The sequence below is a fragment of the Streptococcus sp. 1559 genome (genome assembly GCF_013276735.1).
GTDB classification, from domain to species: domain Bacteria; phylum Bacillota; class Bacilli; order Lactobacillales; family Streptococcaceae; genus Streptococcus; species Streptococcus pseudopneumoniae.
Genome location: NZ_VMLO01000007.1, coordinates 31,909 through 47,029, shown reverse-complemented (window position 1 = coordinate 47,029; position 15,121 = coordinate 31,909). Strand labels below are relative to the sequence as shown.

Genomic DNA, 15,121 nt, shown 5'->3' with positions numbered 1-15,121 from the left:
GAAGAGAAAAGCATGATTACACTATTTCTATCACCGAGCTGTACATCATGTCGTAAGGCTAAGGCCTGGTTAGAAAAACATAAGGTTCCCTTTGTGGAACACAATATTATGACCAGTCCTTTAACAAGAAAAGAATTGCAACACATCCTTTCCTTGACCGAAAATGGTACTGATGACATCATTTCAACTCGTTCAAAAATTTTTCAAAAATTGAATATTGATGTAGAGAGTATTTCGGTATCGGAATTGCTTCATTTGATTGAGCAGTATCCTAGTCTTTTGCGTCGTCCAATTATTATTGATGCCAAGCGCATGCAAATCGGTTTTAATGAAGATGAGATTCGTGCTTTTCTCCCTCGTAGTTACCGTAAGCAAGAACTAAAAGAAGCAAGAATGAGAGCTGGTATTAGTTAATGAACAAACAGTATAGTTACCCACTAGATTTGTCGTGGAGCACTGAAGAACTTGCTTCAGTGCTTTCTTTTTTTAATGATGTTGAAGCTGCCTATGAAGGCAAGGTAGAGGCTAAAAAGTTACTGGACTCCTATAAGCGATTCAAGGCGGTTGTGCCAAGAAAGAGTGAAGAAAAACGTTTGGGACGAGAATTTGAAACAGTCAGTGGCTATTCGCTTTACCGAGCAGTTCAGGCGGCTAAGGAAAAAGGGGAAGGAAAGATTTCTCTTGGAAAGTAAATTTGAATTTGCTAAAGAGCTAATTAAGAAAGCGGGTCAGTACATCCTTGACCACATGCAGGAAGACTTGCGTGTTGAGACCAAGTCCTCTCCAACAGATTTGGTGACCAGACTGGACAAGGAAGTTCAGGAACTCTTGGTTGGTGAGATTTTGTCCCGTTATCCTGAGGATAAGATTTGTGCTGAAGAAGGGTGTCTGCGAGCTTCAGTTCAAGAGGGCAAGGTTTGGGTCATTGATCCCATTGATGGGACCAATAATTTTGTAGCCCAGCAGGAAGATTTTGCTGTTATGATGGCTTATTTTGAAAATGGTCAGGGACAGTTTGGCCTAATTTATGATGTGGTCAAAGGGGATTGTTACCACGGTGGTGGGGTCTTTCCAGTTTGTCGAAATAATAAGCCCCTAGCTCCCTTTAAACCAAAACCACTTGGAGATTTTCTCATTGCAGGAAATAGTGGTATGCTAGAAACCAATGAATGGGGACTAGCTGATTTGAGTCGAGCCGTCCTCGGTGTTCGTGTCTATGGGAGTGCGGCCATTAGTTTTGCCAAGATTTTGTCAGGGCGTTTGTTGACCTATGTCACTTATCTGCAACCATGGGATTATGCTGCGGCTAGTATTTTAGGGGAAAGTCTGGGCTATCGGGTGGTGACCCTATCTGGTCAACCGCTTGATTTTCAAACCAGACAACCGGTCATGATGCTACCTCTTGAGATGCAGGAGGAAATTCAGTCCTATATTTACGAAAGGAAAAGAACTTAAATGCAATTTCCAGAAGGATTTGTTGAAAAATATGAAGAGATACTAGGAGATGAGGCAAGAGATTTTCTTGCCTCTTTTGAGGAGGAAGCGGTTTCGGCCTTTCGGGTCAATCCTTTAAAAGAAGCGCAACTTTCCTTTTCTGATACCATTCCTCAAACTCCTTGGGGACATTATGGGAAGGTTTCAGGGAAATCGCCTGAGCATGCTACTGGTTTAGTTTATTCGCAAGAACCTGCTGCTCAGATGGTTGCTCAGGTAGCCCAGCCCAGTCCTAGTATGAAGGTCTTGGACTTGGCAGCTGCACCGGGAGGTAAATCAACTCAACTAGCAGCCTATCTAGCTGGAGAGGGCCTTCTCGTCTCCAATGAAATTTCAAGCAAACGGGCTAAGATTTTAGTAGAAAACATGGAGCGCTTTGGAGCGACAAATGTTGTGGTGACCAATGAATCTGCTGACCGCTTGGCCAAGGTCTTTAAAGGCTATTTTGACCTCATTGTCCTTGATGCCCCTTGCTCTGGTGAAGGAATGTTTCGTAAGCAACCAGATGCTATGAACTATTGGAGCTTAGAGTATCCGAGTCAATGTGCTAGCTTGCAAAGAGAAATTTTAGCAGATGCAGTAACCATGCTAGCTGAAGGTGGTCGTCTGGTTTATTCAACCTGTACCTGGGCACCCGAGGAAAACGAAGAGATTGTTAAGTGGTTGCTGGAAGAGTATGATTTTGATTTGTTGCCAGTAGAGCATATCAATGGAATGGTAGCTGGTATTGACCTGCCAGAAACGGCTCGGATGTACCCTCATCAGTTTAAGGGAGAGGGTCAGTTTGTAGCCCATCTACAGTTTAAGGGTAACAATCCAACTCTTAAATGTAAGGCAAGTAAGAGCAATCTTGGTCGAGAACAAGTTGCCTTGTGGCAAGAATTTGCCCAAAACCATTTGAAGGTCAATCTACCGGGAATCTTGCAGACTTTTGGGGACCAACTCTATCTCTTACCAGAACTCTTGCCAGATTTAGGTAAGCTCAAGATTGCTCGCAATGGACTACATCTGGGCACTTTTAAGAAGAAACGCTTTGAGCCCAGTTTTGCTCTTGGTCTAGCCTTGAAACCGAGTCAGGTCGAACAATCGGTTGAAATTGGCCAAGAAGCGTTTGTCAAGTATGTGGCTGGAGAAACTGTTCAGCTGGCAGAAAGTCTGCCAAATGGTTGGTACCAAGTTTTGGTTAAAGGCAATGGCTTGGGCTTTGCAAAGGTTACTGGAAATGTTTTGAAAAATTATTTTCCAAAAGGCCTCAGATTCAAGTGAAAATGCTAGTCAAATATCTTATTCTATGTTATAGTGAAAGTATGGATTTTTTTAGTAGGATGATTCTTGATATCTTGATTGCCATCACATGTAGTTTTACTACTCAATGAAAATCAAAGAGCAAACTAGGAAGCTAGCCATAGATAGCTCAAAATACTGTTTTGAGGTTGCAAATAGGACTGACGGAGTCAGTTACAAAGCATTGCTTTAAAGTTGTAGATAGGACTGACCAAATAGGTACATACCTATAACAAGGCAAGGCTGACCTGGTTTGAAGAGATTTTCAAAGAGTACAAGAAGTTTAGTTATTAGCGTTCTTACCGCTTGTAAACTAGATTTCCCATAAAATAGAATCTTTTCCTTTTAGTTGTAAACTAGTCTGGGAGAGTAGAGAGGTTTGAGATACCTTTCTAGCTTTTGGATTATCATCTAAGGAGAGTAACCTTTTCCTTGCATTAAAAAGGGGAAAAAGAGACACGAAATGACTATAATGGGTGACAATGGGGGAAGGGATAGACAAGAGATTTTATCCACATATGAAAAAAGGAGGTTAGAAAAGAGTAATATAGCCTATATTATATAAATAATCAATTGCGCAGAAATTTGGTAAGAATTCATGCGTCAACTCATAAAGAACTACTTAAAAAATTCACAGTATTCATAATTATTTTCGAGGAGAAAAACAGTGAAAAAAAGAAAAAAGCTTGCTCTGTCTCTTATCGCTTTTTGGCTGACGGCTTGTTTAGTAGGCTGTGCTAGCTGGATTGATCGTGGAGAATCCATAACGGCTGTTGGCTCAACTGCCTTGCAACCCTTGGTTGAAGTAGCGGCAGATGAATTTGGCACGATCCATGTTGGAAAAACGGTCAATGTCCAAGGGGGAGGTTCTGGTACAGGCTTGTCCCAGGTTCAGTCTGGGGCAGTTGATATAGGAAACTCAGATGTATTTGCTGAGGAAAAAGACGGAATTGATGCTTCTGCTCTTGTTGACCACAAGGTCGCGGTAGCTGGCTTGGCTCTGATTGCCAATAAGGAGGTTGATGTTGATAACCTAACGACAGAGCAACTTCGTCAAATCTTCATAGGTGAGGTAACCAATTGGAAAGAGGTTGGTGGTAAGGACTTACCCATCTCTGTTATCAATCGGGCAGCCGGCTCTGGCTCTCGTGCTACCTTTGATACTGTCATTATGGAAGGTCAGTCTGCCATGCAAAGTCAGGAGCAGGATTCAAATGGAGCGGTAAAATCAATCGTATCAAAAAGTCCAGGAGCTATCTCTTATTTATCTCTTACCTATATAGATGATTCGGTCAAAAGCATGAAGTTGAATGGTTATGACTTAAGTCCAGAAAATATAAGTAGCAATAATTGGCCCTTGTGGTCTTATGAGCATATGTATACATTGGGGCAGCCCAATGAGTTAGCTGCAGAATTTCTCAATTTTGTTCTCTCGGATGAGACCCAAGAAGGGATTGTCAAAGGATTGAAGTATATTCCGATTAAGGAAATGAAGGTTGAAAAAGATGCTGCCGGAACTGTGACAGTGTTGGAAGGGAGACAATAATGAATCAAGAAGAATTAGCTAAGAAAATGTTGCTTCCATCAAAGAATTCTCGTCTGGAGAAATTAGGAAAAGGTTTGACCTTTGCCTGTCTTTCTTTGATAGTCATCCTTGTGGCCATGATTTTGGTTTTCGTAGCGCAAAAAGGCTTGTCGACCTTCTTTGTCAATGGTGTGAATATCTTTGACTTTCTTTTGGGAGGAACTTGGAATCCTTCTAGTAAAGAATTTGGTGCCCTTCCTATGATTTTGGGTTCCTTTATCGTTACCATTCTCTCAGCCCTTATCGCAACACCCTTTGCTATTGGTGCAGCAGTTTTTATGACCGAAGTATCACCAAAAGGGGCGAAGATTTTGCAACCAGCTATTGAACTCCTGGTTGGGATTCCTTCAGTAGTGTACGGATTTATTGGCTTGCAAGTCGTCGTTCCCTTTGTTCGCAGTGTCTTTGGTGGGACTGGTTTTGGGATTTTGTCAGGGATTTCCGTCCTCTTTGTCATGATTTTGCCGACCGTAACCTTTATGACAACGGATAGCTTGCGTGCGGTTCCTCGTTATTATCGTGAGGCCAGTTTCGCTATGGGAGCCACTCGCTGGCAGACTATCTGGCGTGTGATCTTGAAGGCGGCCCGTTCTGGTATTTTCACTGCAGTGGTCTTTGGGATGGCGCGTGCCTTTGGTGAGGCTCTAGCTATCCAGATGGTTGTCGGAAACTCAGCTGTTATCCCAACTTCCTTGACCACACCAGCTGCAACTTTAACTTCTATATTAACTATGGGAATTGGGAACACTGTCATGGGAACTGTAAATAATAATGTTCTCTGGTCACTGGCCTTGGTACTGCTCTTGATGAGTTTAGTTTTTAACAGTGTGATTAAATTGATTACGAAAGAAAGAGGAAAGAAAAATTATGCGCGCTAAGAAATTAGATAAACTTGCAACAGCTGTCCTCTATACGATTGCTAGCATCATTGTGACAATCTTGGCTTCCTTGATTCTCTATATCTTGGTTCGGGGCTTGCCCCATATCTCTTGGTCTTTCTTGACTGGAAGGTCTTCTGCTTTTCAAGCAGGTGGTGGGATTGGCATTCAGCTTTACAATTCCTTTTTCCTATTGGTCATTACTTTGATTATTTCTGTACCTCTTTCTATGGGAGCTGGGATTTACTTGGCTGAGTATGCTAAAAAAGGTCCTGTTACCAACTTTGTGCGGACTTGTATTGAAATCTTGTCCTCTTTACCATCAGTGGTGGTGGGTCTCTTTGGTTACTTGATCTTTGTAGTCCAGTTTGAGTATGGATTTTCAATCATTTCAGGTGCCTTGGCCTTGACAGTCTTTAACTTGCCTCAGATGACGCGTAATGTAGAGGATAGTTTGAAACATGTTCACCATACCCAACGTGAGGCTGGTCTGGCTCTTGGGATTTCTCGTTGGGAGACAGTGGTTCATGTTGTTATTCCAGAAGCGCTTCCAGGTATTGTAACGGGTGTCGTCTTGGCATCTGGTCGTATCTTTGGCGAAGCTGCAGCTCTGATTTATACAGCAGGGCAATCGGCGCCAGCTCTTGACTGGTCTAACTGGAATATCCTCAGTGTGACTAGCCCCATCTCTATCTTCCGTCAAGCAGAAACCTTGGCTGTCCATATCTGGAAAGTCAATAGTGAAGGCACTATTCCAGATGGAACTATTGTATCAGCAGGTTCTGCCGCTGTGCTCCTAATCTTTATCCTGATTTTTAACTTTGGAGCTCGTAAGTTCGGAAACTATCTACACAAGAAATTAACCGCTGTCTAAAGGAGAAGCCATGTCAACATATAACTGGGATGAGAAGCATATCCTTACCTTTCCTGAAGAAAAAGTAGCCCTTTCTACTAAGGATGTCCATGTTTACTATGGTAAAAATGAATCCATTAAGGGGATTGATATGCAATTTGAAAGAAATAAAATTACAGCTTTGATTGGTCCGTCGGGATCGGGGAAATCTACCTACTTACGCAGTCTCAATCGCATGAATGATACTATTGATATTGCTAAAGTAACTGGGCAGATTCTCTATCGTGGAATTGATGTCAACCGTCCAGAAATCAACGTTTATGAAATGCGTAAACACATTGGAATGGTTTTTCAACGCCCTAATCCATTTGCTAAGTCAATTTACCGTAATATTACCTTTGCGCATGAACGTGCTGGAGTTAAGGATAAGCAAGTCCTAGATGAAATCGTAGAAACCTCCCTTCGTCAGGCTGCCCTCTGGGATCAGGTTAAAGACGATCTCCACAAGTCAGCCTTGACCTTATCAGGTGGTCAGCAACAACGTCTCTGTATTGCTCGTGCCATCTCTGTTAAGCCAGATATCCTCTTAATGGATGAGCCAGCCTCAGCCTTGGATCCGATTGCGACCATGCAACTAGAAGAGACCATGTTTGAGCTCAAGAAAGACTTTACCATCATCATTGTAACGCATAATATGCAGCAGGCTGCTCGTGCAAGTGACTATACAGGCTTCTTTTACTTGGGTGATTTGATTGAGTATGACAAAACTGCAACTATTTTCCAAAATGCCAAGCTACAGTCCACCAATGACTATGTATCTGGTCACTTTGGTTAGAAAGGAAACCGTATGACAGATGCGATTTTACAGGTATCAGACCTGTCCGTTTATTATAATAAAAAGAAGGCTTTGAATAGTGTTTCCCTATCTTTCCAACCTAAGGAAATTACAGCCTTGATTGGTCCATCTGGATCAGGGAAGTCAACCCTCCTCAAGTCTCTCAACCGCATGGGAGATCTCAATCCAGAGGTGACCACAACTGGATCCGTGGTGTACAATGGTCACAACATCTACAGTCCGCGTACAGATACGGTTGAATTACGTAAGGAAATCGGAATGGTTTTCCAACAACCTAATCCTTTCCCTATGACTATCTATGAGAATGTTGTCTACGGGCTTCGTATCAATGGAATTAAGGATAAGCTGGTTCTGGATGAAGCCGTAGAAAAAGCCTTGCAAGGTGCCTCTATCTGGGATGAGGTCAAGGATCGTCTACATGATTCAGCTATTGGATTGTCAGGTGGTCAACAGCAGCGTGTCTGTGTGGCCCGTGTCTTGGCAACCAGTCCTAAAATCATCCTCTTGGATGAGCCAACTTCGGCTTTGGATCCGATTTCAGCTGGTAAAATTGAGGAAACCTTGTATGGTCTAAAAGACAAGTACACCATGCTTCTGGTAACCCGTTCCATGCAACAAGCTTCACGTATCTCTGATAAGACAGGATTTTTCCTAGATGGAGATTTGATTGAATTTAATGATACCAAGCAGATGTTCCTTGATCCCCAACACAAGGAAACGGAAGACTATATTACAGGAAAATTTGGATAAGGAGATGAAAGATGTTACGATCTCAATTTGAAGAAGATTTAGAGAAATTACATAACCAGTTCTACGCTATGGGACAAGAAGTGCTCTCACAAATCAATCGTACGGTGCGTGCCTTTGTCACGCATGACCGTGACCTGGCAAAAGAGGTCATCGAAGATGACGCAGAAGTAAATGAATACGAAGTGAAACTGGAAAAGAAATCATTTGAAATGATTGCACTCCAACAACCAGTCTCTCAAGATTTGCGTACAGTCTTGACTGTCCTTAAGGCTGTATCAGATGTGGAGCGTATGGGGGATCACGCTGTAGCCATTGCCCAGGCAACCATCCGTATGAAGGGGGAAGAGCGCATCCCAGCTGTAGAGGAAGAAATTCAAAAAATGGGACGTGAAGTTAAAAGCGTTGTTGAAGCAGCACTTGATCTTTATCTTAATGGTTCTGTTGACGACGCATACCGGGTAGCCTCCATGGATGAGCAAATTAACCACTATTTTGAAACTATCCGTGACCTTGCGACTGAAGAGATTAAGAAAAATCCAGAAGCCATTGTTACGGGTCGTGATTATTTCCAAGTTATTTCCTACTTGGAGCGTATCGGTGACTATGCTAAAAATATCTGTGAATGGGTTGTTTACTTTGAAACAGGTAAGATTGTCGAATTATAAAGTATTCAAAGGATAAAATTATTGTGAAAGCTTACTTTTTAATACAGTAAGCTTTCATTGTATAGATAGTTTACTTTGTCAGAGGTGAATAATGAACTACATACAGAATATCAGAAAAAAGTTGGAAAAGATAAGATTATTTTAAATTTTACCTGTGGAATATTAAGTCAATCAGGAAAAATTTTATTACAAAAACGAGCAGATAAAGGAACGTGGGGATTACCAGGTGGTGCTCTTGAATTAGGAGAATCGGCTTTAGAAGCTTTAGTGCGAGAGTTTTATGAAGAAACAGGAGTCGAAGTGAGGGTGGAAAAACTCTTAAATGTTTATACAAAATATTCAGACAGTTATCCGAATGGTGATGAGGCTCAAGTTCTTACAATCTTGTATTTAGTTTCATCTGAAACTTCTATCTCTACAAATTTTTTTACAAGTGATGAAACTTTAGAATTAGGATTTTTTGATCATAGTGACATACAAAATATTGCAATTGTAAACCAGCAGCATCAAGATATGATAAATGATTTTTTTGAAAATAAGTTCCCAATAGATAGATAAACTAACCACTGTATTTCTATTTTTTAGTAAATATATTTTATGAAAATGCAAGAAAATACTTGACAAGCAATTTAGATATCGTTATAATTATACAAAATTAACAGAGGGGTTGTTTATTTATGAAATCAAAAAAATGGATATTTGTTTTATGTAATTTTCTTGCAAGTTTCTTCTTAGTAGCTTGCCAGTCAGGTTCGAATGGTTCTCAGTCAGCTGTTGAGGCCATTAAGCAAAAGGGGAAATTAGTTGTGGCAACCAGTCCTGACTATGCACCCTTTGAATTTCAATCATTGGTTGATAGAAAGAACCAGGTAGTCGGTGCAGACATCGACATGGCTCAGGCTATCGCTGATGAACTTGGGGTTAAGTTAGAAATCTCAAGCATGAGTTTTGACAATGTTTTAACCAGTCTACAAACAGGTAAGGCTGACCTAGCAGTTGCGGGAATTAGCGCTACTGACGAGAGAAAAGAAGTCTTTGATTTTTCAATCCCTTACTATGAAAACAAGATTAGTTTCTTGGTTCGTAAGGCTGATGTAGAAAAATACAAGGATTTAACTAGCCTAGAAAGTGATAATATTGCAGCCCAAAAAGGGACTGTTCCAGAATCAATGGTCAAGGAACAATTGCCAAAAGCTCAATTAACTTCCCTAACTAATATGGGTGAAGCAGTTAATGAATTGCAGACTGGAAAAGTAGATGCTGTTCATATGGATGAGCCTGTTGCACTTAGTTATGCTGCTAAAAACGCAGACCTAGCTGTCGCAACTGTTAGCTTGAAGATGAAGGACGGTGAAGCCAATGCCGTTGCCCTTAGAAAAAATAGTGCTGATTTGAAAGAAGTGGTGGACAAGGTCATCCAAAAACTCAAGGATGAAGGAACTTACCAAAGCTATCTTGAAAAGGCAGCAAGCCTAACAGAAGTTGAAGAATAAGAAAAAACGCAGAGTTGGATGTCATTCCATTTCTGCTTTTAAATAGTTTAAAACCTTTTCCAGATTGTCTAGGGACACCTTGGCAAATTGATAAGGACAGGTGCTTAAATAGGCCTCTTCAAAGAAGTCCAAGCCTAGTTGACTGTGTTTGAGATTGGCGATTTTAGGATACTGTCTCAGGTCTAGCAATAAACCATCGTGAAGAGGAAAATGAGGAAGAGGACAGGGGCTGTAAACTAGTCTTTCCTTGATTTGTTTTTGGTAAGTTTCTTGATTATTCAAGCGAGTCAGACGATTTTTCTCAAATAATTGACTGTCAATATAGAGTGACAGGGCTTTTTGCATGATGAGGTTGCTGTCATAGTCTAGGATATTTTTGTAGGCCACAAAGTCTTCCTTAATAGCATTTGGAAGAATGAGTGCCGTAATCCTCAGGGCTGGAAAGAGGCTGGTTGAGAAGGACTTGATATAAATAACGCGCTCCTCTGTATCCAGATAGTGGAAGGTCTGGCCCTTCTTGGAGTTCAAATCACCCAGATAGTCGTCCTCTACGATATAGACACCATACTTGGCAGCTAAGTCAAGAATAGCCCGTTTGTCCTGCTCTGAATAGGAATGCCCCAGAGGATAGTGAAAACGAGGAATGGTATAGAAAAACTTAATTTTTCCTGTTTTGAAATGGCCTTCTAGCTCCTCCAAGTCAATCCCATCAATGCCTCGTTCAATCGTTTGATAGTCCAGACCTTGAGCAATCAAGAGGCGATTCATCCGATGGTAGGTCGGCTGTTCCACTAAGATTTCCTTGGCTTGGCTAGGAAAGGATATTTGAGAAAGGATAAAAAGGGCTTGTTGAGTTCCAGAAGTCAGTACCAGTTGATCAGCCTTGCAGTAGAGGGCTTGGTCAAAGAGGAGTTTATGAATGGACTGTCTTAGGTCTTCTAATCCTTCTTGGTTGTCATAGTAGTTGAAGAGGTAGTTTTCCCGGCCAATCAAGGTTTCATTGACACAGAGTCGGAAATCGTCATAGGCGCTGGCATGTTCGTCCGTAACCTCGATTTCTAGGTCCTGATGTTGCCCTTGTTCTAATACATAGTAGCCACTCTGGGGCTTGGCATAGAGGTATTGTTCGTGCCGTAATTCCAGCAGGGCGCGTTGAATGGTGTCCTTGCTGCAGTGAAAGTCAAGGCTCAGTTGACGGATAGAAGGCAGGCGACTTCCCGTTGGAAAACGTCCAGACTCGATACCGTTTTTCAGATAGGAAACAACCTCTTGGTACTTGCTTAGTTTCTTCATTCCAGACCTCCCTTGATTTTGTTACATTGTACCCTTTTTTTTCTTTCTTGGCAATGTCTAGGGTGTTTCTCTCGTTCACATCTAAGAGCAAATGTGGTATATTCCCATCTTTAATACTTTTTTGAAATCAAAGAGCAACCAAATGCAGATGTGACAGTTTTTCGGAACTTTTTTCTCTTTAAAACAAAATATGTATTTTTATCTGGGGTTGGTTTGTTTTAAAAAGTTTTCATGCTAATTTCCCCGTATTACTTGCACATATTTTTAGGAAAAAAGCTTGAAACCGTTTTCTAGTTGTGGTATAATAGAATTGAAAAATAAAAGTATACGAATGACTTGTTAGAAAGGAGTTTTAAATCAGAAAATCAAGTTATTTTATCAGTAATATATATTTGTGACTTGAAGGAGTGTTTTTTATGAAATTTAAAAAAACTGTAACTTCAGCTCTTGTTGTATTATCACTATTTTCTATTATGTCTCCTTCTATAGTTTCTGTTAGAGTATTTGCTGATGATGTAACTACTACGGAAGTTTCTGAAATTAGTACCCAAGAACAAAAATAAATGGATGATGTAGCTAATGTTCTTGATCAAATGTTTAGAAATGGAGTTAATGAAAAAAATTTTACTGAATATGTTTATAAAAACTTTTCTCAAAAAGATATTGCTCTTGCGGAAAATAAATTAGAAACTAATATTAATAATCTCTATGACAGAGTCCCTTGGGATGAGATGGGAGGATGTATAGCGAGAAAAATACGAGAAGAATTTTTTGCTATGACCAATGTTTCGCTAATTGTTAAGTATGCGCAGAAAAAGGCTTGGTTAGAATTAGCTAAAGTGGTACTAAGATTTGTTAAAGCTAATGGACTTAAAACAAATATTTATATCATTGCTGGTCAGTTGGCTATTTGGGCAGTTCAGTGTGGTCTGGAATAATGCGTGATAAAAACTTTTTAATAAAAGATGGGATTATTAGCTTTTTGATTGGATTTGTATATGCATATTTAGTGTTACAAAAATTTATCCTTTGGAAAATCCTTTTGTTTGCATTTATTTTTGCAATTATTAATACAATATTTATGTTTGCTAGGAACAAAAAATAAATAATGATTTAGTTAAATAAAAAAAAGGCCCCTAGGGAAGTGTGTTCCTTAGGGGTTGTTGTGCCAGTTCAAGTTTTGTTTCTGTCAAAATCTCAGGCTACCCGTCGGAAAGCGTCCAGACTCGATGCATTTTTCAGATAAGCTACGACCTCTTGGTACTTGCTTTGTTTCTTCATTCCAGACCTCCCTTGATTTTGTTACATTGTACCCTTTTTTTCTTTCTTGGCAATGTCTAAAGTGTTTCTCTCGTTCACATATAAAGCTAAATGTGGTATACTTAGGAGTAACATTTATAGAATAACAAACAAGAAAGAGAATGGATAAGAACGTGCAGGAACCAGTGAAATTATTTCAATACAATACCCTTGGAGCCTTGATGGCTGGCCTTTATGGTGGCACCATGACAGTAGGAGAATTGCTAGAGCATGGAGACCTTGGTTTGGGAACCTTGGATTCCATTGATGGGGAATTGATTGTCTTGGATGGCAAGGCTTATCAAGCCAAAGGCTCAGGAGAGCAACCGGAAATTGTAGAAGTATCACCAGATGCCCTTATTCCTTACGCAGCAGTAGTACCACATCAGGCAGAGGTCATTTTCCGCCAGCGCTTTGAGATGACAGACAAGGAATTGGAAGAACGGATTGAGTCTTATTATGACGGGGAAAATCTTTTCCGCTCTATCAAGATTCGTGGGGAATTTTCACATATGCATGTGCGCATGATTCCTAAGTCGGCACCAGATACCAAGTTTGCTGATGTCGCAACCCATCAACCTGAATATAGTCGTGACAATGTGGCAGGAACCATCGTTGGTTTCTGGACGCCAGAGATTTTCAATGGGGTCAGTTTGGCAGGATATCATCTACATTTTATCTCAGATGATTTGACCTTCGGTGGGCATGTTATGGACTTTGTTATCAAGGAAGGCATTATCGAGGTGGGAGCTATTGACCAGTTGGACCAACGTTTCCCAGTCCAAGACCGTCAATACTTGTTTGCTAAGTTCAATGTTGACGAGATGAAAAAAGATATTGAAAAGGCAGAATAGGAGAAGAAAATGATCATTCATATTATCATTACCATGGTGCTGTTGCTGGCTTTCTTGCTAGGGAGCGTTTGGTATGCCAAAAAGAAATACCAGACTAATCTAGCTGCCTTGGGATTGGGTGCAGTCGCTTTCTTTGTTTCTTCGCAGATTTTGGAAAAACTGGTGCATATCTTAGTTTTACATCCTCAAAAAGACGGTAGTATTGCTCTCTTGCAAGATCATCCGCTTGTCTATATCATCTATGGCCTAGCCATGGCAGCATTTTTTGAGGAAACGGCTCGTCTTATTTTCTTCAAATGGTTGGAGAAAAAGAGAAGTTTGGAAAAGGCAGACGCCTTGGCCTATGGGTTAGGGCATGGTGGTTTGGAGTTGATTTTCCTAGGTCTTGCTAGTTTGCTTAATCTCTACATCGTTCTCTCAGCAGTTCAAACGCAGGATCCACAGGTCATGCAATTACTGTCTGAAAATATGTTGAAAACTATTCAGTCGCTTTCAGTCTGGCAGATTTATTTGCTTGGTTTTGAGCGAATCTTGGCGCTAGGTTTCCAATTACTCTTGACTGTTTGGGTTTACCAAGCTGTTCGCCAGAAGAAATGGATTTATCTCCTAGCAGCCTATGGCCTACATGCCTTCTTTGACCTAGCACCATCTCTAGTCCAAGTTGGCTGGTTGACAAATCCAGTCTTGGTTGAAGTTGTCCTAGCACTTGAACTTGTTCTGGTTGCCTATGGGACCAAGGCAATCTTTTGTAAAAAATCATAAGAAAAAAGGGGGAAACCTCTTTTTCTTATGCAAAATCCAGACAAGGTCTTTTTATGGTCGTCAAATGTCTCTAAAAATGGTATAATGGAATGAATTTTGTAAAAGGAAGAGTGACATGTCTGTAAGAGAAAAAATGCTTGAAATCTTAGAAGGGATTGATATCCGTTTTAAGGAACCCTTGCATAGCTATAGTTATACAAAAGTAGGTGGAGAGGCCGATTATCTGGTCTTTCCACGAAATCGTTTTGAGTTGGCTCGCGTTGTCAAATTTGCTAATCAAGAAAATATCCCTTGGATGGTTCTTGGCAATGCTAGCAATATCATCGTTCGTGATGGTGGAATTCGTGGATTTGTCATCTTGTGTGACAAGCTCAATAATGTTTCTGTTGATGGCTATACTATTGAAGCAGAAGCTGGTGCCAACTTGATTGAAACAACTCGCATTGCGCTTCGTCATAGTTTGACTGGTTTTGAGTTTGCTTGTGGCATTCCAGGAAGCGTTGGCGGTGCTGTCTTTATGAATGCAGGTGCCTATGGTGGTGAGATTGCCCACATCTTGCAGTCTTGTAAGGTCTTGACCAAGGATGGAGAAATCGAGACCCTGTCTGCCAAAGATTTGGCTTTTGGTTACCGCCACTCAGCTATTCAAGAGTCTGGTGCAGTTGTCTTGTCAGCTAAATTTGCCCTAGCCCCAGGAACCCATCAGGTTATCAAGCAGGAAATGGACCGCTTGACGCACCTACGTGAACTCAAGCAACCTTTGGAATATCCATCTTGTGGTTCGGTATTTAAGCGTCCTGTTGGTCATTTTGCAGGTCAGTTAATTTCAGAAGCTGGCTTGAAAGGTTATCGTATTGGTGGAGTAGAAGTCTCAGAAAAACACGCAGGATTTATGATCAATGTCGCAGATGGAACGGCCAGAGACTACGAAGACTTGATTGAGTCTGTTATCGAAAAAGTCAAGGAACACTCTGGCGTTACTCTTGAGAGAGAAGTTCGTATCTTGGGTGAAAGCAAGTAGGAAGTTGTAGCTGAAAAGCTGTTGCTATGTCATG

Annotated in this window: 18 protein-coding genes; 17 read left to right on the top strand and 1 reads right to left on the bottom strand. The window is 40.9% G+C overall.

Translation table 11 applies throughout. From position 1 onward, the window contains the following. Window positions 1–12: 12 nt before the first annotated feature. From HT688_RS01880 to HT688_RS01825, 12 genes are all read left to right on the top strand, one after another. Window positions 13–414 carry a Spx/MgsR family RNA polymerase-binding regulatory protein gene (locus HT688_RS01880; protein WP_000631259.1) on the top strand — a complete coding sequence of 134 codons (402 nt, stop codon included), beginning with the start codon at window positions 13–15 and terminating at the stop codon, window positions 412–414. Continuing rightward, entirely contained in the window at window positions 414–692 is a 279-nt protein-coding gene (locus HT688_RS01875; RefSeq protein ID WP_001041980.1) for a UPF0223 family protein, read from the top strand. The genes HT688_RS01880 and HT688_RS01875 overlap by 1 nt, the downstream gene beginning before the upstream one ends. After that, the gene (locus HT688_RS01870) at window positions 682–1,455 is read left to right on the top strand and encodes an inositol monophosphatase family protein (protein WP_000444027.1); all 774 of its coding nucleotides are present in this window, start codon (window positions 682–684) and stop codon (window positions 1,453–1,455) included. The genes HT688_RS01875 and HT688_RS01870 overlap by 11 nt, the downstream gene beginning before the upstream one ends. Next, a complete protein-coding gene (locus HT688_RS01865; protein WP_172923496.1) occupies window positions 1,456–2,760 on the top strand; it encodes an RsmF rRNA methyltransferase first C-terminal domain-containing protein in 1,305 nt (434 codons plus the stop codon). Between the two features lie 685 nt (window positions 2,761–3,445). Then, a complete protein-coding gene (pstS, locus tag HT688_RS01860; RefSeq protein WP_000746334.1) occupies window positions 3,446–4,324 on the top strand; it encodes a phosphate ABC transporter substrate-binding protein PstS in 879 nt (292 codons plus the stop codon). Continuing rightward, a complete protein-coding gene (gene pstC, locus HT688_RS01855; protein WP_001070908.1) occupies window positions 4,324–5,241 on the top strand; it encodes a phosphate ABC transporter permease subunit PstC in 918 nt (305 codons plus the stop codon). The genes pstS and pstC overlap by 1 nt, the downstream gene beginning before the upstream one ends. Further along, window positions 5,231–6,115 (top strand): phosphate ABC transporter permease PstA, encoded by an 885-nt coding sequence (pstA, locus tag HT688_RS01850; protein ID WP_001201787.1) that lies wholly within the window; start codon window positions 5,231–5,233, stop codon window positions 6,113–6,115. Before pstC ends, pstA begins: the two co-directional genes overlap by 11 nt. A 10-nt stretch (window positions 6,116–6,125) precedes the next feature. Then, window positions 6,126–6,929, top strand: coding sequence for a phosphate ABC transporter ATP-binding protein PstB (pstB, locus tag HT688_RS01845; protein WP_000109215.1), 804 nt, complete (start codon window positions 6,126–6,128; stop codon window positions 6,927–6,929). Window positions 6,930–6,941: 12 nt separating this feature from the next. Then, on the top strand, window positions 6,942–7,700 hold the full coding sequence (gene pstB / locus HT688_RS01840; RefSeq protein WP_000128635.1) for a phosphate ABC transporter ATP-binding protein PstB: 759 nt from the start codon (window positions 6,942–6,944) through the stop codon (window positions 7,698–7,700). 11 nt (window positions 7,701–7,711) lie between these two features. After that, window positions 7,712–8,365: a phosphate signaling complex protein PhoU gene (gene phoU, locus HT688_RS01835; protein WP_000946465.1), complete on the top strand. Its 654-nt coding sequence runs from the start codon at window positions 7,712–7,714 to the stop codon at window positions 8,363–8,365. An 84-nt stretch (window positions 8,366–8,449) separates the two neighbouring features. Then, on the top strand, window positions 8,450–8,923 hold the full coding sequence (locus tag HT688_RS01830) for an NUDIX hydrolase (protein WP_033605139.1): 474 nt from the start codon (window positions 8,450–8,452) through the stop codon (window positions 8,921–8,923). Between the two features lie 119 nt (window positions 8,924–9,042). Then, window positions 9,043–9,858, top strand: coding sequence for an ABC transporter substrate-binding protein (locus HT688_RS01825; protein ID WP_119942579.1), 816 nt, complete (start codon window positions 9,043–9,045; stop codon window positions 9,856–9,858). A 21-nt stretch (window positions 9,859–9,879) separates the two neighbouring features. Here the strand turns inward: HT688_RS01825 and HT688_RS01820 are convergent, their stop codons facing one another. After that, window positions 9,880–11,151 carry an aminotransferase-like domain-containing protein gene (locus HT688_RS01820; RefSeq protein ID WP_172923495.1) on the bottom strand — a complete coding sequence of 424 codons (1,272 nt, stop codon included), beginning with the start codon at window positions 11,149–11,151 and terminating at the stop codon, window positions 9,880–9,882. A 416-nt stretch (window positions 11,152–11,567) separates the two neighbouring features. On the opposite strand from HT688_RS01820, the gene HT688_RS11620 reads away from it, so the two are divergent. From HT688_RS11620 to murB, 5 genes are all read left to right on the top strand, one after another. Beyond that, window positions 11,568–11,714 carry a hypothetical protein gene (locus HT688_RS11620; RefSeq protein WP_000669513.1) on the top strand — a complete coding sequence of 49 codons (147 nt, stop codon included), beginning with the start codon at window positions 11,568–11,570 and terminating at the stop codon, window positions 11,712–11,714. Then, complete coding sequence (gene entV, locus HT688_RS01815) at window positions 11,715–12,089, top strand: EntV family bacteriocin (protein ID WP_000342870.1); 375 nt, start codon at window positions 11,715–11,717, stop codon at window positions 12,087–12,089. It begins immediately after the preceding gene. A 483-nt stretch (window positions 12,090–12,572) separates the two neighbouring features. Beyond that, on the top strand, window positions 12,573–13,304 hold the full coding sequence (gene budA, locus HT688_RS01810) for an acetolactate decarboxylase (protein WP_023936077.1): 732 nt from the start codon (window positions 12,573–12,575) through the stop codon (window positions 13,302–13,304). Between the two features lie 9 nt (window positions 13,305–13,313). Further along, a complete protein-coding gene (locus HT688_RS01805; RefSeq protein ID WP_119942576.1) occupies window positions 13,314–14,066 on the top strand; it encodes a YhfC family intramembrane metalloprotease in 753 nt (250 codons plus the stop codon). Between the two features lie 115 nt (window positions 14,067–14,181). Next, the gene (gene murB / locus HT688_RS01800; RefSeq protein WP_119942574.1) at window positions 14,182–15,087 is read left to right on the top strand and encodes a UDP-N-acetylmuramate dehydrogenase; all 906 of its coding nucleotides are present in this window, start codon (window positions 14,182–14,184) and stop codon (window positions 15,085–15,087) included. Window positions 15,088–15,121 lie beyond the last annotated feature (34 nt).

Bases quoted from the DNA above. Each gene is read 5' to 3' on its own strand.
- HT688_RS01865 (WP_172923496.1), top strand. From the start codon at position 1,456: ATGCAATTTCCAGAAGGATTTGTTGAAAAATATGAAGAGATACTAGGA.
- HT688_RS01820 (WP_172923495.1), bottom strand. From the start codon at position 11,151: ATGAAGAAACTAAGCAAGTACCAAGAGGTTGTTTCCTATCTGAAAAAC.
- budA (WP_023936077.1), top strand. From the start codon at position 12,573: ATGGATAAGAACGTGCAGGAACCAGTGAAATTATTTCAATACAATACC.
- murB (WP_119942574.1), top strand. From the start codon at position 14,182: ATGTCTGTAAGAGAAAAAATGCTTGAAATCTTAGAAGGGATTGATATC.
- HT688_RS01875 (WP_001041980.1), top strand. From the start codon at position 414: ATGAACAAACAGTATAGTTACCCACTAGATTTGTCGTGGAGCACTGAA.
- pstB (WP_000109215.1), top strand. From the start codon at position 6,126: ATGTCAACATATAACTGGGATGAGAAGCATATCCTTACCTTTCCTGAA.
- pstA (WP_001201787.1), top strand. From the start codon at position 5,231: ATGCGCGCTAAGAAATTAGATAAACTTGCAACAGCTGTCCTCTATACG.
- phoU (WP_000946465.1), top strand. From the start codon at position 7,712: ATGTTACGATCTCAATTTGAAGAAGATTTAGAGAAATTACATAACCAG.
- HT688_RS11620 (WP_000669513.1), top strand. From the start codon at position 11,568: ATGAAATTTAAAAAAACTGTAACTTCAGCTCTTGTTGTATTATCACTA.
- HT688_RS01805 (WP_119942576.1), top strand. From the start codon at position 13,314: ATGATCATTCATATTATCATTACCATGGTGCTGTTGCTGGCTTTCTTG.
- HT688_RS01880 (WP_000631259.1), top strand. From the start codon at position 13: ATGATTACACTATTTCTATCACCGAGCTGTACATCATGTCGTAAGGCT.
- HT688_RS01825 (WP_119942579.1), top strand. From the start codon at position 9,043: ATGAAATCAAAAAAATGGATATTTGTTTTATGTAATTTTCTTGCAAGT.
- pstC (WP_001070908.1), top strand. From the start codon at position 4,324: ATGAATCAAGAAGAATTAGCTAAGAAAATGTTGCTTCCATCAAAGAAT.
- pstB (WP_000128635.1), top strand. From the start codon at position 6,942: ATGACAGATGCGATTTTACAGGTATCAGACCTGTCCGTTTATTATAAT.
- entV (WP_000342870.1), top strand. From the start codon at position 11,715: ATGGATGATGTAGCTAATGTTCTTGATCAAATGTTTAGAAATGGAGTT.